Origin of the sequence: Streptomyces albireticuli (genome assembly GCF_021228125.1) — a bacterium.
Classification (GTDB): Bacteria; Actinomycetota; Actinomycetes; order Streptomycetales; family Streptomycetaceae; genus Streptomyces; species Streptomyces albireticuli.
Window position 1 is genome coordinate 267,352 of the sequence record NZ_JAJQQS010000002.1, and the last position, 17,178, is coordinate 284,529.

Consider the following 17,178-nt stretch of genomic DNA (forward strand, 5'->3'; position numbering starts at 1 on the left):
GGCCCCAGGACCGGCAGGGCTTTCCCCCGAGAGTGAACGCTGAGTGAGCGTCAGCCCGCCAGGGGACGAGTGCTTTATGTCCGTTCGCATTCGCCAAGATCGATGTGAGGTGATCGGTGGCGGCCGTTGCGGCCGTGTTCACGCCCAGGTCATCCGTCCTGCCAACGATCCTCAGTGACAGAAGCACTGCCGGCACGGACCGCACCGCACCACAGCTGCCCGCTCGCCCTTCGCGTTCGCACTCGGGGAGACCGCATGAATCGCAGATCTGACAGATCCGTCGCCTCCGGCCTCGACCGCCGTACGTTCCTCGCCGCGGCGGGTGCCGTGACCACCGCCACCGGCATCGGCATGGCCCTGGGCCCCGACCGGCCGGCCACCGCCGCCGGCCCGGAGGACGTCGCCGCCGCCAAGGCCGCGGCGGGCGCACCGTCCCCCGCCGGCACCACCCTCGCCTCCGTCGCGGCCCCCCGGGGCACCGGCGGCTACCGGCGGCTCGGCGACGGCCCCGGCTGGCCCCGGCTCGTCCGCTCCGAGCTGGCCGCCGCCCAGGGCGGCCGGCAGGACCGGCGCACCGCCCTGGCCTCCTTCGTGCAGTTCACCGACATCCACCTGACCGACGTCCAGCACCCGCTGCGCTACGAGTTCTTCCGCGCCGGCGAGCCCGGCGCCTGGCGGCCGCACGAGGCGCTCACCCTGCCCGGCGTCGTCTCCCTCGTCGAGCGCGTCAACAAGCTGCGCCGCGGCCCCGCCACCGGCGCCCCGCTGGGCTTCGCCATCACCACCGGCGACAACGGCGACGAGAACGCCCGGATCGAGGTCGAGTGGTTCCTCACCGCCCTCAGCGGCGGCCGGATGGACCCCAACACCGGTGACCCGCGCCACTACGAAGGGGTGCAGAACAGCGGCCTCAAGCTCTACTGGCACCCCGACACGGCCCTGCGCGACGACGACAAGCAGCGCGGCTTCCCGCGCATCGACGGCTACCTCGACGCTGCCAATCGCCGCGTGACCAGCCCCGGCCTCAACATCCCCTGGTACTCCACCTTCGGCAACCACGACCTGCTCTCGGGCGGCTGTTACCCCGCCGCCGGAACCTTCCTCCACGACGTCGCCGTGGGGAACAAGAAGCTCCAGATCATCCCCGCCGCCGAGGCGAAATGGCTGATGGAGGGCGAGGCCAAGGGCGACGACCCCAAGGGCGAGCGGATCCGGGAGATGCTGCGCGCGCACCGCAAGGAGATGCGCACCGTCACCCCCGACCCCCGCCGCGCCCCGCTCACCGCCCGCCAGTACATCTCCGCCCACCTCGACCCGCGCTACAAGGGCCGCGGCCCCGTCGGCCACGGCTACACCCGCGACAACCTCGACACGGGCAGCCTCTACTACTCCTTCCGGATCTCCGACCGCGTCGTCGGCATCAGCCTCGACTCGACCGACCCGGGCGGCCACTACCAGGGCTCCCTGGGCACCGGCCAGATCCGCTGGCTGGAGCGGACCCTGAAGCGCTACGAGGACAAGTACGCGCTCGTCTTCAGCCACCACCCCAGCTGGAGCATGGACAACCTCACCCCCGACCCCGCCCGCCCCGGCGAGGACCGGCACGACGGCAACGAGCTGATCTCCGTCCTCCAGAACCACAACAACGTCCTGGCCTGGATCAACGGCCACAGCCACCGCAACCGCATCAGGCCGCGCGGCACCTTCTGGGAGATCGCCACCGCCTCCCACGTGGACTACCCGCAGCTGGCCCGCGTCATCGAGGTCACCGACAACCACGACGGCACGGTCTCGCTCTTCACCACCCTCATCGAGTCCGCCGCCCCCTACCGCACCGACTTCGGCGACCTCTCCCAGACCGGCCTCGCCTCCCTCTACCGGGAGCTGGCCTACAACGCCCCGGGCGCCGACGGCTCCCTCGCCGGAGCCGCCGGCGACCGCAACACCGAGCTGCTGCTCCCCAGGCGCTGACCGGCCCGGGCGCCCCCGGCGCCCCGCCGCCCGGCGCTCACCTGGGCAGGACGACGAGATAAGCGGCCGGGTCGCGGTCGGCCGACGCCATCAGGGCGGTCCGGACCACCGCGGCCTGCTGCTCGGGGGTGTCGCGCAGCTTCTTGGGCGTGACGTGCACGACCGTGATGCCCAGCCGCTCCAGGTGCTCCCGCTTGCGGTACTGCTCCGACCACAGCGCCTCGTCGTCCTCCCGCGGCGCCCGTGAGTCGATCTCCAGCGCCACGCTGTGCTCCGGCCAGAAGGCGTCCACCCGGCCGAGGTGCGGCCCGCCGGGCAGCCGCAGGTCCACGTTCCACAGCGGCGCGGGCAGCCGGTGCTCGCGCACCAGGTCGTACAGCCGGCCCTCGGCCACCGCCCGGCTCTCGGTCAGCAGCGCGTCCACGGCCTCCGTCACATGCGCCCGCCCCAGCAGCCGGGCGCGCGTCAACTCCCGTACCACGGCCGCCGCTTCGCAGTGCCCGCCGCGCACCGCCTCGGTCAGCACCCGGCGCACCGCGGCGGCGTCGGTCAGCAGGGCCACGGTGTCGGCGACCGCGCGCGGCACGGGCGCCACCGGGATCCCCGTCAGCCGTCCGGCCCGCGGCAGGGCGGGGGCCCGCACCAGCCGTACGAAGCCGGTCGTCCGCAGCCGGCGGGTGCGCGGCACCAGCACGTCGATGCGGTCGAGCGAGAGCAGCGGCGGCACGGAGGTGAAGCGGTGCAGGGCCAGCGCGGCCGGCCCGGTGATCATCGCCTCGCCGTAGGGGTCGCCGGCCGCCGCCCGCGCGGCGGCCGTGGCCGTGCCCGGCCCGGCCTGGGCGGGCGGGCCCTGGGTGCGCGGCACGGTGTACAGCAGCGCGGCGTGCAGCCGCTCCTCGCTGGTGGCCGGGCCGGTGCGGAGCAGGAAGACGCCGGGGAGCAGCTGCTGCCAGGGTCCTCCCGGGCGGCAGCGCTCCGTCACGGCCGCCCCCGGCACACCGTGTTCCCGCAGTTGACGGGAGGTCAGTACCCGGGTCCGGACGTCGGAGAGGTGGTGCAGGGGGCGCGGCGAGAGCGGGGTGTCGGGGTTCATGCCCGCCCCATTCCCGCCCCGCGCCCGCCCCCTAACCGCTGTTACAGGCCCGTAGGCAAACCCGGACAACTTCGCCCTCAAGACGGAGGGTTGAACGGCCGAGGGAAGGTTTCGGCCGGGGGAGGAGCGGCCCGGCCGCCGCTCCCCACCGCCGGAGGGTGCCCCGCCGGGCGGGCCTTCACGCCCGCCCGGCGGTGGAGGACACTCCCGGGTGAGGGCGGTCAGCCCGCGGCGGCCACGTCGGCGGCCTGCGCACGCAGCGCCCGCGCCAGGTCGTCCCGGGCCTCCAGCACCAGTCGCCGCAGCGCCGGAGCGGCGTCCTCGTGCTCCGCCAGCCAGGCGTCCGTCGCGTCCAGCGTCCGGGTGTCGTCCTGGAGCGCCGGGTACAGGCCCCGGACCACGGCCATGCCGATCTCGATGGACCGCTCGCGCCACACGCGCTCGATCACCTCGAAGTAGGGCCGCGCGTACGGCGCCAGCAGCTCCCGCTGCCCCGGCTGGTCGAAGCCCGCGATGGTCGCCTCGGCCAGCGCGTTGGAGAGCGTGTCGGACTCCACGACCGCCGCCCACGCCTCCGCCTTGACCTCGGCGGACGGCCGCGAGGACAGACAGCGCACCTGGTGCCGCTTGCCGGAGGCGGTGTTGTCCCGGCCCAGCTCGGCGGTGATCGCCGACTCGTCGGCCGCGCCCCGGGCCGCGAGCGTCGCCAGGAACGCCCAGCGCAGCTCCTGGTCGACCTCCAGCCCGTCGATCTTCCCGGAGCCGTCCAGCAGCCCGCGCAGCAGCTGGAGGTCGGCGTCGGTGGTGGCCAGCTGGGCGAAGAACCGCGCCCACGCCAGCTGGTGGCCGCCGCCCGGCTCGGCCAGCCGCAGTTCGCGCAGCGCGGCGCCGCCCAGCGACCGGCCGGCCCGGGCGCGCGACTCGGGCGCCGCGTAGTGGACGAGGGCGGTCTGCGCCCACGTCTGCACCATCTGGAGGACGCCGATCTCGGTCTCGGCGCCGGCGAAGCGCTCCACGAGGTCCAGGAAGTCGCGGGCGGGCATCAGGCCGTCGCGGGTGAGGTTCCACAGCGCCGACCAGCACAGGGCCCGCGCGAGCGGGTCGGTGAGGTCGCCCAGGTGCTTGCGCAGGGTGGCCAGCGAGCCCTCGTCGAAGCGGATCTTGCAGTACGTGAGGTCCTCGTCGTTGACCAGGACCAGCTCGGGCCGCTCGGCCCCCGCGAGCTCCGTGACGACCGTACGGGCGCCGTCGACGTCGACCTCGGCACGGGCGTAGCGCACCAGCGCCCCGTCGGCCTCGGCGCGGCGGTAGAGGCCCACGGCCACCCGGTGCGGGCGCAGCCGCGGGTGGGAGTCGGCGGCCTCCTGGAGGATCGCCAGCTCGGTGATCCGGTCGCTCGCGTCGTACGTCACCAGCGGCGTCAGCGCGTTGACGCCCGCGGTCTGGAGCCAGGCGGCGGACCACGCCTTCATGTCGCGCCCGGAGGTCTCCTCCAGCACCGACAGCAGGTCGCCCAGGCGGGTGTTGCCGTAGGCGTGGCGCTTGAAGTAGCGGCGCGCGCCCTCCAGGAAGGCGTCCCGGCCCACGTAGGCGACGAGCTGCTTGAGGACGGAGGCGCCCTTGGCGTAGGTGATGCCGTCGAAGTTGAGCTTGGCGTCCTCCAGGTCACGGATGTCGGCGGTGACCGGGTGGGTGGACGGCAGTTGGTCGGCGCGGTAGGCCCAGGACTTGCGCTGGTTGGCGAAGGTGATCCAGGCGTTCTCGAAGCGGGTCGCCTCGACCGTCGCGAAGGAGCCCATGAAGTCGGCGAAGGACTCCTTGAGCCACAGGTCGTCCCACCACTCCATGGTCACCAGGTCGCCGAACCACATGTGCGCCATCTCGTGCATGATCACGTTGGCCCGGCGCTCGTACGAGGACTGTGTGACCTTGCCGCGGAAGACGAACTCCTCCCGGAAGGTGACGCACCCCGGGTTCTCCATCGCGCCGAGGTTGTACTCGGGGACGAACGCCTGGTCGTACTTGCCGAACGGGTACGGGTAGTCGAAGTTGTCGTGGAAGAAGTCCAGGCCCTGCTTGGTGACGGTGAAGATGTCGTCGGCGTCGAAGTGCCGGGCCAGGCCCTTGCGGCAGAGCGCGCCGAGCGGGATCTCCAGGACCGTGCCGTCGGCGAGCGTACGGCTGTAGTGGTCGCGGACGACGTGGTACGGGCCGGCGACGACGGCCGTGATGTAGGTGGAGATGGGCTTCGTGGGGACGAACCGCCAGGTGGCGCCGCCGCCCTCGGCGGGCTCGGGGTCGCCCGTGCGCTCGCCGTTGCCGAGCACGGTCCAGCCGTCGGGGGCCGTCACGGTGAAGGTGAAGGGCGCCTTCAGGTCCGGCTGCTCGAAGTTCGCGAAGACCCGGCGGGCGTCGGCCGGCTCGTACTGCGTGTAGAGGTAGACCTCGCCGTCCTCGGGGTCCACGAAGCGGTGCATGCCCTCGCCGGTGCGGCTGTAGGCGCAGCGGGCGTCGACCACCAGGACGTTCTCGGCCTCCAGCGCGTCGAGCGCGAGGCGCGCGCCGTCGAAGACGGTCTTCGGGTCGAGCTCCCTGCCGTTGAGCGTGACGGTGTCGACCGACGGCGCGATCAGGTCGGCGAAGGTGGCGGCGCCCGGTTCGGCGCACCGGAACCGGACCGTCGTCACCGACCGGAACGTCCGGGGCTCCGGCCCCGCTCCCACCGCCGACCGCAGATCGAGCGCCACGTCGTAGGCGTCCACGGCAAGCAGCCGGGCCCGCTCGCGGGCCTCTTCACGGGTCAGGTTCTCACCGGGCACGACGCGGACTCCCTCGACTTCGTCTCGTATTTCGGACACATCAGGAATCATGGCACGGGGTGCCGTTGTTGAATCGCTCAGTGATCAGCTCGTTTGAGGAGATTCTTGTGACCGCTCCCGAGAAGACCGTCGCGGACTTCTGGTTCGACCCGCTGTGCCCCTGGGCGTGGATGACCTCCCGCTGGATGCTGGAGGTCGAGAAGGTGCGCCCCGTCGAGGTGCGCTGGCACGTGATGAGCCTGGCCGTCCTGAACGAGAACAAGCTGGACGAGCTGCCCGAGGAGATCCGCGAGGTCCTGCGCACCGAGGCATGGGGCCCGGTGCGGGTCTGCATCGCCGCCGAGCTCAAGCACGGGCCGGAGGTCCTCGGCCCGCTCTACACCGCGCTGGGCAACCGCTTCCACCTCCAGGGCCTGCCGCGCGACCGCGAGACCATCGCCGCCGCCCTGGAGGAGGCCGGCCTCCCCGTGGAGCTGGCGGACGCCGCCTTCAGCGACGCCTTCGACGCGGAGCTGCGCGCCTCGCACCAGGAGGGCATCGACAAGGTCGGCCAGGACGTCGGCACGCCGGTCATCGCGGTGCCGGGCGCCGACGGCGAGCAGATCGCCTTCTTCGGTCCGGTCGTCACCCCCGCGCCCAAGGGCGAGGCGGCGGCGAGGCTGTGGGACGGCACCCTGCTGGTCGCCTCCACGCCGGGGTTCTACGAGATCAAGCGCACCCGTACGCAGGGCCCGGTCTTCGACTAGCCCGCACCGGTCGGTGCGGTTCGACGGGCGCCCTGGGGCAAGGTCCCTTAATGTCCCGGTATGGGCCGCACCGACCTCTCCCGTCCGCTCGGCCGCGACGGCGGCCGGGCCGACGAGCGGCCGTCGGACGCCGGCGCCCGCTACGCCGCGCTGCCCGTGCGCCCGTACGACCTGCTGCTCAAGATCGCCTGCCGGGTCGTGGCGGCGCTGTGGTCGCTGCTCGGCATGCGCCGGGCCGCGGACGTCCTGCGGCACTATCTGCGCGGCACCGGCGCGCCCTACCGGGTGGACGCCGCGGAGCTGCTCGCCCTGCCGGCCGTCCGGTCCGCCGCCGAGGAGCAGCTCGCGCGCTGGCGCGCCGAGGCGCAGGCCCGCTGGCGGCGCGGGCCCCGCACCCGGGCCGCCTACCCCGCCGACAGCGGATGGCGCGGGGTGCGGCTGGCCCGGCGCGGGAGCGCGGACTGGTGGCTCGCCCTGCGCGGGGTCGAATTCCGGCTGACCGGCACGGTCCGGGTGGCCGCCGACGGCGCGACGAACGTCGACTATCGCTTTGCCGTGTGTAAGAGCGGTAACTTCTCACGAGGGGAATCCGAATACGGGATTCCGTTCGCTGTGTTCGCGCGGCTCCATGAGACGGGTCTCGCCCGGGAATTCACGGTCACCGGTGAGGCGTTCGGACACGTCTGAGAAGTGCGTTACGGCAGTGGGACCCTGAGGTGCCGACAGCTCTGATAGACAGGGAGAGGCCCCCGCGCGAATCGACCGCGCGGGGGCCTCTCGGGCACCTGTCCCGTGAAGGTTGAGAAGACGATCACGAGCAGGGCGTCCAGGGTGTTACGGAACCAGCAGCAGGTTGCCGCGCTCCTTGGCGGCGGCGAAGCGCTTGGCCACGTCCTGCCAGTTGACGACGGCCCACATGGCGTCGATGAAGTCGACCTTCTGGTTCTTGTACTGCAGGTAGAAGGCGTGCTCCCAGGCGTCGAAGACCAGGATCGGGACCGAGCCCTGGCCGACGTTGCCCTGGTGGTCGTAGACCTGCTCGACGATCAGCTTGCCGCTGATCGGCTCGTAGGCGAGGACGCCCCAGCCGGAGCCCTGGGTGGTCGCGGAGGCCTTGGTCAGCTGGGCCTTGAACTTCGCGAAGGAGCCGAACGACTCGGCGATGGCGTCCGCCAGCTCGCCCACGCCGTCCTTGTCCAGGGGCTCGCCGCCGCCGTCGCCGGTCATGTTCTGCCAGTAGATGCTGTGCAGGATGTGGCCGGACAGGTGGAAGGCCAGGTTCTTCTCGAGGCCGTTGATCGCGCCCCACTGGTCCTTGTCGCGGGCCTCGGCGAGCTGCTCCAGCGTGTCGTTCGCGCCCTTGACGTACGCGGCGTGGTGCTTGTCGTGGTGCAGCTCGATGATCTTCGCATCGATGACCGGCTGCAGCGCCGCGTAATCGTAGGGGAGTTCAGGAAGTGTGTAGATGGCCATGCCGAGCCCTCCGACTGCTTATTGCAATTAACTTGCAGGTAGACGCTACCAGTAACAACCTGCGACGCGCGGTGAAGGGTTACCTAATTTGACGAGTCTCCGACCAAAGACCGAGGCGGGGTAGGTCCAGAAGATCAGGACCTACCCCGCCTCCGTGGGGGGTGTGATGGTGGAGCGTCAGTTCCGGGCGGACTCCTTGGCGGCCACCGCGCGCTGGCGCAGGTACCCGACGAGGCAGAGGGCGACGGTGAGGCCGGCCGTGGCGAACAGCTGCACCCGGGTCTCGTCCTGCCGCAGCATCAGACCGAGCACCGCGAGGATCGCGGCGATGGCCACCCACGTCAGAGCGGGGTAGGCCCACATCCTCACGACCAGCTTCTCCGGCTCCTCGCGCTCCAGCTTCCGCCGCAGGGCCAGCTGGGTGACGGCGATGAACAGCCACACCACCAGCACGGCCGCGCCGGTCACGTACAGCAGCCACTTGAAGACGGTGTCGGGCCACCAGTAGCTCAGCAGCACCGCGAAGAAACCGAAGGCGGAGGAGGCCAGCACCGTCAGCCGGGGCACGCCGCCGCTGGTCCGGGCCAGGAAGCGGGGGCCCTGGCCGCGCAGCACCAGGGAGTGCGACATCCGGGAGGCGCCGTAGATGTTGGCGTTCATCGCGGAGAGCAGGGCGATCAGCACGATCACGTTCATGATCTGCCCGGCGGCCGGGATGTCGAGGTACTTCAGGACGGCCACGTACGGGCCGTCGGCGGTGAGCGACTCGTCGTTCCACGGGATCACCGTGACGATCACGAGCATCGAGCCGACGTAGAAGAGGGCGATGCGCCACATCGCCGTGCGGACCGCCTGGGCGACGCCCTTGACCGGGTGCTCGGACTCGGCCGCCGCGATCGTCACCGTCTCCAGGCCGCCGTAGGCGAAGACCGAGGCCAGCAGGCCCACGACCAGGCCGTTGGCGCCGTTGGGTATGAAGCCGCCGTGACCGGTGAGGTTGGAGCTGCCCGGTGCCTCGGTGCCCGGCAGCACACCGAGGATGGCCAGCACGCCCAGCGCCAGGAAGATGCCGATCGCACCGACCTTCAGCGCGGCGAACCAGAACTCGAACTCACCGAAATTGCCGACCGCCGCCAGGTTCGTGCCGCAGAAGAGCGCCATGAAGAGGAGGACCCACATCCAGGAGTCCGTCGACGGGAACCACGACTGCATGATCGCCGCCGCGCCGATCGCCTCGGCGGCGATGCCCACACAGAGCTCCACCCAGAACATCCAGCCGGCGGCGAACCCCGCCCAGGGGCCGATCGCCCGGTTGGCGTGGACGGAGAAGGTGCCCGAGGCCGGGTTGGCCGCCGACATCTCGCCCAGCATGCGCATCACGAGCATCACCAGAAGCCCGGAGACCGCGTAAGCGAGGACGATGGCGGGACCGGCGGCGGCGATACCGGCGCCCGACCCGACGAACAGACCGGCGCCGATCACACCACCGAGGGCGATCATCGACAGATGGCGCTGCTTGAGGCCGTGCGACAGATCCGTGCCGCCCGGCTCCTGGGGGGTGACCCCGTCGCGCGAGGGCGCGGAGGTCGCAGGTGTCCGAGTCATGATCGTGTGTGTCCCGTGGGGTGAGAGCGGAAAAGTGGCCTCAGTGTGGGGTTCATGTTCGCTCAGGACAACACCTGTGACACGCCTGTCCGATATTCAGACGAGAGTGTGACTGTACGTGCCTGACGTCTCGCCAGAACCGATGCGAATCCGCGGTTTCAGCGGCCTGAGAGAGAGCCGGAGAGGGTTTCTCAGCGGTCCCGGCGGAGCCGGAGCTCCCGCACACCGGCGACCAGGAGCACCGCGCCCGTCGCCGCGGCGGACCACAGCAGCTGCGGACGCGCGCCCTCGTCGGTGAGCATCAGGACCAGCACGGCGGCCATCGCGGCCAGAGCGACCCAGGTCAGATAGGGGAAGCCCCACATCCGCAGCGTCAGCCGGTCCGGCATCTCCCGCTCGATCCGGCGCCGCAGCCGCAGCTGCGAGGCGGCGATCAGGCCCCAGACGAAGAGCAGTACCGCACCCACGGCGTTCAGCAAGTAGTGGAAGATCGAATCCGGCCACTTGAGGTTCAGTATCACCGAGGCGAAACCGAAGGCGACCGAGGCGAGCACGGCCCGGCGCGGCACGCCGCCGCCCGACACCTTGAGCAGCGAGCGCGGCGCCTCGCCCCGCTCGGCCAGCGAGAACACCATCCGCGACGAGCCGTAGAGGTTGGCGTTCAGGGCGGACAGCAGCGCCACGAAGACCACGATGTTCATGATCTGCCCGGCCCCGGGCACCCCGATGTGGTCCAGCACCGCCACGTAGGGGCTCTTGCCCGGCTCCATGGACGACCACGGCAGCAGGGTCACGATGACCAGCATCGAGCCCACGTAGAAGAAGAGGATCCGCCACACGGCGCTGCGCACCGCCCGGCCCACGGCCCGCGCGGGGTCGTCGGACTCGGCGGCCGCGATGGTGACGACCTCCAGGCCGCCGAAGGCGAAGACGACCGCAAGCACACCGGAGACCACACCGCTCCAGCCGTGCGGCAGGAAGCCGCCCTGGCCGGTGAGGTTGGACATGCCCACCGCGCTGGTGTCCGGCAGCACCCCGAAGATGGCCAGCAGGCTGAGCCCCAGGAACAGGACGATCGCGCCGACCTTCAGCGTGGCGAACCAGAACTCGAACTCGCCGAAGTTCTTCACCGCGGCGAGGTTGGCGGCCGTGAAGACCACCATGAAGATCAGCACCCAGCCCCACTGGGGCACCGACGGCACCCAGCCGTTCGCGATCTGGGCCGCGCCCGTCGCCTCCACGGCCAGCACGACCACCAGCAGGAACCAGTACAGCCAGCCCACCGTGAAGCCCGCCCAGCGGCCCAGGGCCCGCTCCGCGTGCACGGAGAACGCGCCCGACGCGGGCATCGCCGAGGACATCTCGCCGAGCATCCGCATCACCAGCATCGCGAGCGCGCCCGCGATCAGATAGGACACGATGATCCCCGGGCCGGCCACGGCGATGCCGGCGCCCGAGCCCACGAACAGGCCGGCGCCGATCACGCCGCCCAGACCCAGCATCGTCAGATGCCGCTGCTTCAGCCCGGCCGACAGCGGTTCTCTCTCGCCGGTGAGGGTGTCAGCGGCTGGCGGTGCGTCGTGCATGGGGCTCGTACTTCCGGATCTGCGCACGAGGCGCATGGGGGCTGCGCACGGGGCGCAAAGAGGTATAGGTGACTCCACATTCTCCCGGCGGAGTCCTCTGAGCCAAGCCTCGCCGCTCTCCAGTGACGAGCATCACGCGCCATCCTGCCCACACGGGGAAGCCTCCAACCCGGACGCCCCGCCTTTGTCATCGCCACCCGGTGCCCGGGCGGCGACGCTCGGCTAACGTCGCCCTGGTCCCTACTTACTTGTCCTATACCTCTATCTCGCGGAGTACCGATGGCCACCGCCGTTGCTTCTGTCACCCGGACCGGTACGGTCCTCGCCGATCTGCTCCCCGCCACCTCCGCCGGGCGCGCCCGCGCCCGCGACGCCGCCCTGATCCTCGGCGGTGCCGCGCTGACCGGTCTGACCGCCCAGATCGCGATCCCGGTCCCCGGTTCCCCGGTCCCGGTCAGCGGCCAGACCTTCGCCGCGCTCCTGGTCGGCACCGCCTTCGGCGCCCGTCGCGGCTTCCTCTCCCTCGCCCTGTACGCGGTGGTCGGCATGGTCGGCGTGCCGTGGTTCGCCGAGGGCCGCTCCGGCGCGTCCTTCGCTTCCTTCGGCTACGTCCTCGGCATGCTGCTGGCCACCACCGTCGTCGGCGCGCTCGCCCGTCGCGGCGCCGACCGCTCCGTCCTGCGCACCGCGGGCACCATGGCGCTCGGCTCCGCGATCATCTACGCGGTCGGCGTCCCCTACCTCGCCCTGTACGCCCACATCTCCCTGACCGAGGCGGTCGCGGCGGGCCTGACGCCCTTCCTCATCGGTGACGCCCTGAAGGCGGCCCTGGCCATGGGCGCCCTGCCCGCGGCCTGGAAGCTGCTGGGCCGGCGCGGCTGACGCCGCCTTCCGCCGCACGGGCCGGGCCCGCACCCCTCTAGCGGGGGTGCGGGCCCGGTTCGCGTCCAGGGCGGGCGGGAGCTCAGTGGCGGCCCCGCCTGCGGGTGGTCACCCAGATCCCGGCCGCGCCGGCGGCCAGCAGCGCGCCGGCCAGCGCGCCCGCCAGCGGCAGCGCCGACGGGGAGCCCGTACGGGGCAGCTCGCCCGGCGACTCGCTCGTCGCGGGCGCCGCGCCGTCCGCGCTCCGTGTCGGGGCCGTGTCCTTGCCCTTGCCCTTGTGGCCGTCCTCGCCCTTGCCCGTCGACGGCGAGGAGCTCACCGTGCCGCCGCCCGGGCCGCCGGACTTCCCGGCCGCCGGCGGGGCGCTCGCCGTGCCGCCGCCCGGGGTGGCCGCCCCGCCGGACGGGACGTTCTTGGTGCCCAGCAGCAGCGGGGTGTCCGGCGCGTCGGAGCTGGTGTCGGTGGTCCCGAAGTGGACCGGGCCCTGCTGCCACAGCAGCGTCTTCGTGTCGCCCAAGGTGACCGGGAGACAGATCCGGCCCGTCTTCCCCAGGTCGAAGCGCGCCGTGACCCGGTATTCCCGGCTCTGACCCGCGCCCAGTTTGTCGACGGCGCAGGAGAATCCGCTGTTCGAACCCTCCGGCAGCTCTCCGGACGGGATGCGGGAGCAGCCCTCGACCGAGGTGATCTGCATTCCCTCGAACCCGACCACCTTCAGCCGGACCGCCCCGAGTTCCTTGGCCTCGCCATTACGAACAGTGGCATTCAGACTGGTGTTCCCCGTCTTTTTGTCCACGGATATCTTGGCCGGCAGACCGGTCGTGACCTTGTACCCGGACGGCACGCTCGGACCGGGGCTGCCGCCCTGGCTGCTGCCGGGCGTGGGCTCGGCCGCGCCCTGAGCGGCGGCGACGGACGGCAGCAGCAGCGCCGCCGCCAAGGACGCCGAAGCGGCCAGCGCCACCGGCACCGGAAGCGCCGGCGGCACCCGGCGACGCCTCCGTCGAATACTTCGGAACATTTTCGCTCCCCCCTATCTCCGCTCCCTGCGGAGGTATTTGAATAGGTACCACAAGATTCCAATGTCCGAGGGTGCGGAACGGTAATTCCGCAATGGGGGCGGGCCTGGTGGGGAATTCGAGCGACGAGGTGCGGGGGCAGCGCCTGGTGGTGGGGCGCTACCGGCTGCTGGAATTGATCGGGCGCGGTGGAATGGGCCGGGTGTGGCGGGCCGACGACCGGATCCTCGGCAGGCTCGTGGCGGCCAAGGAGATCCGTATCGACGGGCTCGTCGGAGAGGCCAGCGCCGTCCAGCGGGAACGCAGTCTGCGCGAGGCCCGCGCCACCGCCCGGATCGACCACCCGAACGTCGTGCGGGTCTACGACGTCGCCGAGGAGGACGACCGGCTGTGGATCGTCATGGAGCTCGTCGACGGCCGCTCCCTGGAACAGGCGCTGGGCCACGACGGCCCGGTCACCCCGCGCGAGGCCGCCCGGATCGGGCTGGGCCTGGTCCGCGCCCTGCGCGCGGTGCACGCCGTCGGGGTGCTGCACCGCGACATCAAGCCGGGCAACGTCCTGCTCACCGCGGGCGGCCGGATCGTCCTCACCGACTTCGGCATCGCCGCCATGCAGGACGCCGCGGCCCTCACCATGGCGGGCACCCTGGTCGGCTCGCCGGAGTACATGGCCCCGGAGCGGATCGAGGGCAGGCAGCAGGGCCCGCCGTCCGACCTGTGGTCGCTCGGCGCGACCCTGTGCGCCGCGGTCGCCGGCCGGTCGCCCTTCACCCGGGCGACGACCCTGGCCACCCTGCACGCCGTCCTCTACGAACAGCCGGAGATCCCGGCCGCCGCCGGGCCGCTGCGGGAACTGCTGGCCGGACTGCTGCTCAAGGAAGCGGGACGGCGGCCGTCCCTCGACGCGGTGGAAGCGGCCCTGGCCGCCCTCGCCGAGCCGGTCCCGCACCCGCCGACGGTCCTCGCCGAGCGGCCGCCGCCGGTGGTGCCCGCGCCGCCGCCGGACCCCGCGCCCGTACCGCCCCCGGAGGCACCCGCTCGGGGCACGCCGGGAGGCGGCCCGCCGCGCCGCCGGGCCGCGCTGCTCGCCGCCGGGGCGGTCGTGACCGTGTCGGCCGTGGCCGTGGGGATCGTCCTGGTGGCGCGCGGCCCCGGGGGAGGAGAGGGAGGGGACACCACGGCGGGCGGTACGGACAGGCCGCCCGCCAGCTCCGCACCGGCGGACCCGGCGACCGGACGCGAAGAGACAGGGGAGAAGGGGTCCGGAGGGAAGGGGACCGGTGGGGCCGCGCGGGGGGAGCGCCGTACCGAGGACGGCTTCAGCTGGGAACCGCCGGCCGACTGGAACCGCACACAGCAGACGCCCAGCGACGTGACCTACACCTCGAAGGACGGCGCGATCGAGCTCTCCGCCAAGCAGGGCCGTACGACGGAGGACCTGCTGACCCACTGGGAGCGGTTCGAGCAGGGCTTCCACGGCACCCCGGGCTACCGGAAGCGGAAACTGGAGAAGACCACCTTCTCCGGTGATCCGGCGGTGGTCTGGGAGTACGCGTTCCTCCAGGGCGGGAAGCCCCGCCAGGGGCGGCAGCTCGGCTTCGAGAAGGGGGGCCGGACGTACCAGGTGAGCGTCTGGTACGCCGACTCCGCCGAGTCCACCGCCCTCGCGGTGTACGAGCGCGCCAAGAAGTCCTTCGAGACCTCCTGACGCGCCCGCCGGGAGGTGGTTACCGCTGAGCGGCGCCCTGCGCCCGCCGGCGGCGGTCCAGGACGAGGCCGATGACCAGGACGAGCGCGCCCAGGCCCGTCGACAGCAGGACCTGCTGACGGTTGTCGCCGCCGTCGTAGACCATGTAGCCCAGAACGAAGGTGATCATGCCGATGGTGGCCCAGGTCAGGTACGGGAAGAGCCACATCTTCACGACGTGCCGCTCCGGCGTCTCGCGCTGGATGATGCCCCGCATCTTCAGCTGCGTGAAGCAGATCACCAGCCAGACGAAGAGCGCGACGGCGCCCGAGGCGTTCAGCAGGAACTTGAAGACGGTGTCCGGCCACATGTAGTTGAAGAACACCGACAGAAAGCCGAAGACGACCGAGCCGAGGATCGCGGCCTGCGGCACGCCCTTCTTGTTGGCACGGGCGAAGGACTTCGGCGCGTCCCCGCGCTGGCCGAGCGAGAAGGCCATGCGGGAGGCGGTGTAGAGGCCCGAGTTCAGGCAGGACAGCACGGCGGTCAGGACGATGACGTTCATGATCTGGCCGGCGTGCGGGATGCCGATCGAGTCGAGGGCCGCGACGTAGCTGCCCTTCTCGGCGATCTCCTTGGAGTCCCACGGGAGCAGGGAGACCACGACGAGGATCGAGCCCAGGTAGAAGACGCCGATGCGCCAGATCACGCTGTTGGTGGCCTTGGTGACCGCGCGCTGCGGGTCCTCGGACTCACCGGCGGCCAGGGTGACGATCTCGCTGCCCATGAAGGAGAAGACGACCATCAGCACACCGGCGAGGATCGCGCCCGGCCCGTTGGGCAGGAACCCGCCGTGCGCGGTCAGGTTGTCCAGGCCGGCGCCCGGGTTGTCCGAGCCCGGCAGCAGGCCGAACATGGCCAGCCCGCCGATCACGACGAACGCGGAGATGGCGACGACCTTGATGCCCGCGAACCAGAACTCGAACTCACCGTAGGAGCTCACCGAGCCGAGGTTGGTGACGGTGAGGACCACCATGACGATCAGCGCCCAGGCCCACTGCGGCACGGCCGGTATCCAGCCCTCGAGGATCTCCGCGCCCGCGGTCGCCTCGACCGCCAGCACGACGACCCAGAAGAACCAGTACAGCCAGCCGATGGTGAAACCGGCCCAGCGGCCCAGCGCCCGGTCCGCGTAGGCGGAGAAGGAGCCGGAGGTCGGGTTCGCGGCGGCCATCTCGCCGAGCATCCGCATCACGAAGACGACCATCGCGCCGACGAGTGCGTACGAGATCAGGATGGCGGGACCGGCGGCGGCGATGCCGCTCTTGGAACCCACGAAGAGACCGGCGCCGATCACACCGCCGATGGCGATCATCGACAGGTGGCGGTTCTTGAGCCCGGCCTTGAGGCCGTCCTGGCCAGACGCGGCGGCCTGCCCGGGGTCGCCGGAGGTCGACGCCTTTGTCATAGTCGGCGGTGTCGCGCCCATGTGCACGTTCCTTAGGTTCTCGGGTTACGAGCCCCCGCATTAGAACTTTTCGATGGCGTGTTTAGGAAGGTCCGAATCCGTATCGTTGTGATCGGCTGACGTTGCCTGACGTTCACCTGCACTTGGGGGCGCCCTGTGGCGGATCCGGGTCCGGAGTCGTGCCACACTCGGTCGCATGCGCGTGTATCTCGGCTCCGACCATGCCGGCTACGAACTCAAGAACCACCTCGTCGAGTGGCTCAAGGCCCACGGCCACGAGCCCGTCGACTGCGGTCCGCACATCTACGACGCCCAGGACGACTATCCGCCGTTCTGCCTCCGCGCCGCGGAGAAGACCGCCGCGGACCCCGACAGCCTCGGCATCGTCATCGGCGGCTCCGGAAACGGCGAGCAGATCGCCGCGAACAAGGTCAAGGGCGTCCGGGCGGCCCTCGCCTGGAGCGAGCAGACCGCGGCGCTCGGCCGTGAGCACAACGACGCCAACGTGATCAGCATCGGCGGCCGGATGCACACCCAGGAGGAGGCGACGAAGTTCGTCGAGATCTTCCTGGCGACGCCGTACTCCGGCGAGGAGCGGCACACCCGCCGCATCGAGATGCTGGCCCGTTACGAGACGACGGGCGAGCTCCCGGCGATCCCGGCCCACCACCCGCAGCAGGACTGACCCTTTCCTTCCGGGCGCCGGGCGAGCTGGAATCCCAGCCCGCCCGGCGCCCGGAAGCGCCATGCGGCGGAAGCCGCATATCGGACGCAGCGGGAAGGGGCGGGTCGGGGAAGAAAGAGGCCCGCCCGCGGAAGCGCACAGGAG

The 17,178-nt window shown here is 71.6% G+C and carries 13 protein-coding genes; 6 read left to right on the plus strand and 7 right to left on the minus strand.

Translation table 11 applies throughout. From position 1 onward, the window contains the following. Positions 1-255: 255 nt before the first annotated feature. Positions 256-1,971, plus strand: coding sequence for a TIGR03767 family metallophosphoesterase (locus tag LUZ64_RS01360; RefSeq protein ID WP_095583413.1), 1,716 nt, complete (start codon positions 256-258; stop codon positions 1,969-1,971). Positions 1,972-2,008: 37 nt separating this feature from the next. Here the strand turns inward: LUZ64_RS01360 and LUZ64_RS01365 are convergent, their stop codons facing one another. Then, positions 2,009-3,064 (minus strand): putative endonuclease domain-containing protein, encoded by a 1,056-nt coding sequence (locus LUZ64_RS01365; RefSeq protein ID WP_095583414.1) that lies wholly within the window; start codon positions 3,062-3,064, stop codon positions 2,009-2,011. A gap of 221 nt (positions 3,065-3,285) precedes the next feature. Then, a complete protein-coding gene (gene pepN / locus LUZ64_RS01370; RefSeq protein ID WP_095582551.1) occupies positions 3,286-5,883 on the minus strand; it encodes an aminopeptidase N in 2,598 nt (865 codons plus the stop codon). A gap of 107 nt (positions 5,884-5,990) precedes the next feature. On the opposite strand from pepN, the gene LUZ64_RS01375 reads away from it, so the two are divergent. Continuing rightward, complete coding sequence (locus LUZ64_RS01375) at positions 5,991-6,629, plus strand: DsbA family oxidoreductase (RefSeq protein WP_095582550.1); 639 nt, start codon at positions 5,991-5,993, stop codon at positions 6,627-6,629. A gap of 60 nt (positions 6,630-6,689) precedes the next feature. Next, on the plus strand, positions 6,690-7,316 hold the full coding sequence (locus LUZ64_RS01380) for a hypothetical protein (RefSeq protein WP_095582549.1): 627 nt from the start codon (positions 6,690-6,692) through the stop codon (positions 7,314-7,316). A gap of 147 nt (positions 7,317-7,463) precedes the next feature. On the opposite strand, the gene LUZ64_RS01385 is transcribed toward LUZ64_RS01380, so the two are convergent. The 3 genes from LUZ64_RS01385 to LUZ64_RS01395 form a co-directional block, all read right to left on the minus strand. Further along, the gene (locus LUZ64_RS01385) at positions 7,464-8,102 is read right to left on the minus strand and encodes a superoxide dismutase (RefSeq protein WP_095582548.1); all 639 of its coding nucleotides are present in this window, start codon (positions 8,100-8,102) and stop codon (positions 7,464-7,466) included. Between the two features lie 177 nt (positions 8,103-8,279). Then, on the minus strand, positions 8,280-9,707 hold the full coding sequence (locus LUZ64_RS01390) for an amino acid permease (protein ID WP_095582547.1): 1,428 nt from the start codon (positions 9,705-9,707) through the stop codon (positions 8,280-8,282). A 191-nt stretch (positions 9,708-9,898) separates the two neighbouring features. Then, the gene (locus LUZ64_RS01395) at positions 9,899-11,293 is read right to left on the minus strand and encodes an amino acid permease (protein WP_095582546.1); all 1,395 of its coding nucleotides are present in this window, start codon (positions 11,291-11,293) and stop codon (positions 9,899-9,901) included. A 279-nt stretch (positions 11,294-11,572) separates the two neighbouring features. Here LUZ64_RS01395 and LUZ64_RS01400 point away from each other — a divergent pair, with 279 nt between their 5' ends. Continuing rightward, positions 11,573-12,175, plus strand: coding sequence for a biotin transporter BioY (locus tag LUZ64_RS01400; RefSeq protein ID WP_095582545.1), 603 nt, complete (start codon positions 11,573-11,575; stop codon positions 12,173-12,175). A gap of 82 nt (positions 12,176-12,257) precedes the next feature. On the opposite strand, the gene LUZ64_RS01405 is transcribed toward LUZ64_RS01400, so the two are convergent. Further along, the gene (locus LUZ64_RS01405; RefSeq protein WP_095582544.1) at positions 12,258-13,163 is read right to left on the minus strand and encodes a hypothetical protein; all 906 of its coding nucleotides are present in this window, start codon (positions 13,161-13,163) and stop codon (positions 12,258-12,260) included. Between the two features lie 140 nt (positions 13,164-13,303). On the opposite strand from LUZ64_RS01405, the gene LUZ64_RS01410 reads away from it, so the two are divergent. Beyond that, complete coding sequence (locus tag LUZ64_RS01410; RefSeq protein ID WP_232390576.1) at positions 13,304-14,902, plus strand: serine/threonine-protein kinase; 1,599 nt, start codon at positions 13,304-13,306, stop codon at positions 14,900-14,902. A 19-nt stretch (positions 14,903-14,921) separates the two neighbouring features. On the opposite strand, the gene LUZ64_RS01415 is transcribed toward LUZ64_RS01410, so the two are convergent. Next, entirely contained in the window at positions 14,922-16,349 is a 1,428-nt protein-coding gene (locus LUZ64_RS01415) for an amino acid permease (protein WP_232390575.1), read from the minus strand. Between the two features lie 196 nt (positions 16,350-16,545). Between LUZ64_RS01415 and LUZ64_RS01420 the strand changes: the two genes are divergently transcribed. Then, positions 16,546-17,034 carry a ribose-5-phosphate isomerase gene (locus tag LUZ64_RS01420; RefSeq protein ID WP_095582541.1) on the plus strand — a complete coding sequence of 163 codons (489 nt, stop codon included), beginning with the start codon at positions 16,546-16,548 and terminating at the stop codon, positions 17,032-17,034. Positions 17,035-17,178 lie beyond the last annotated feature (144 nt).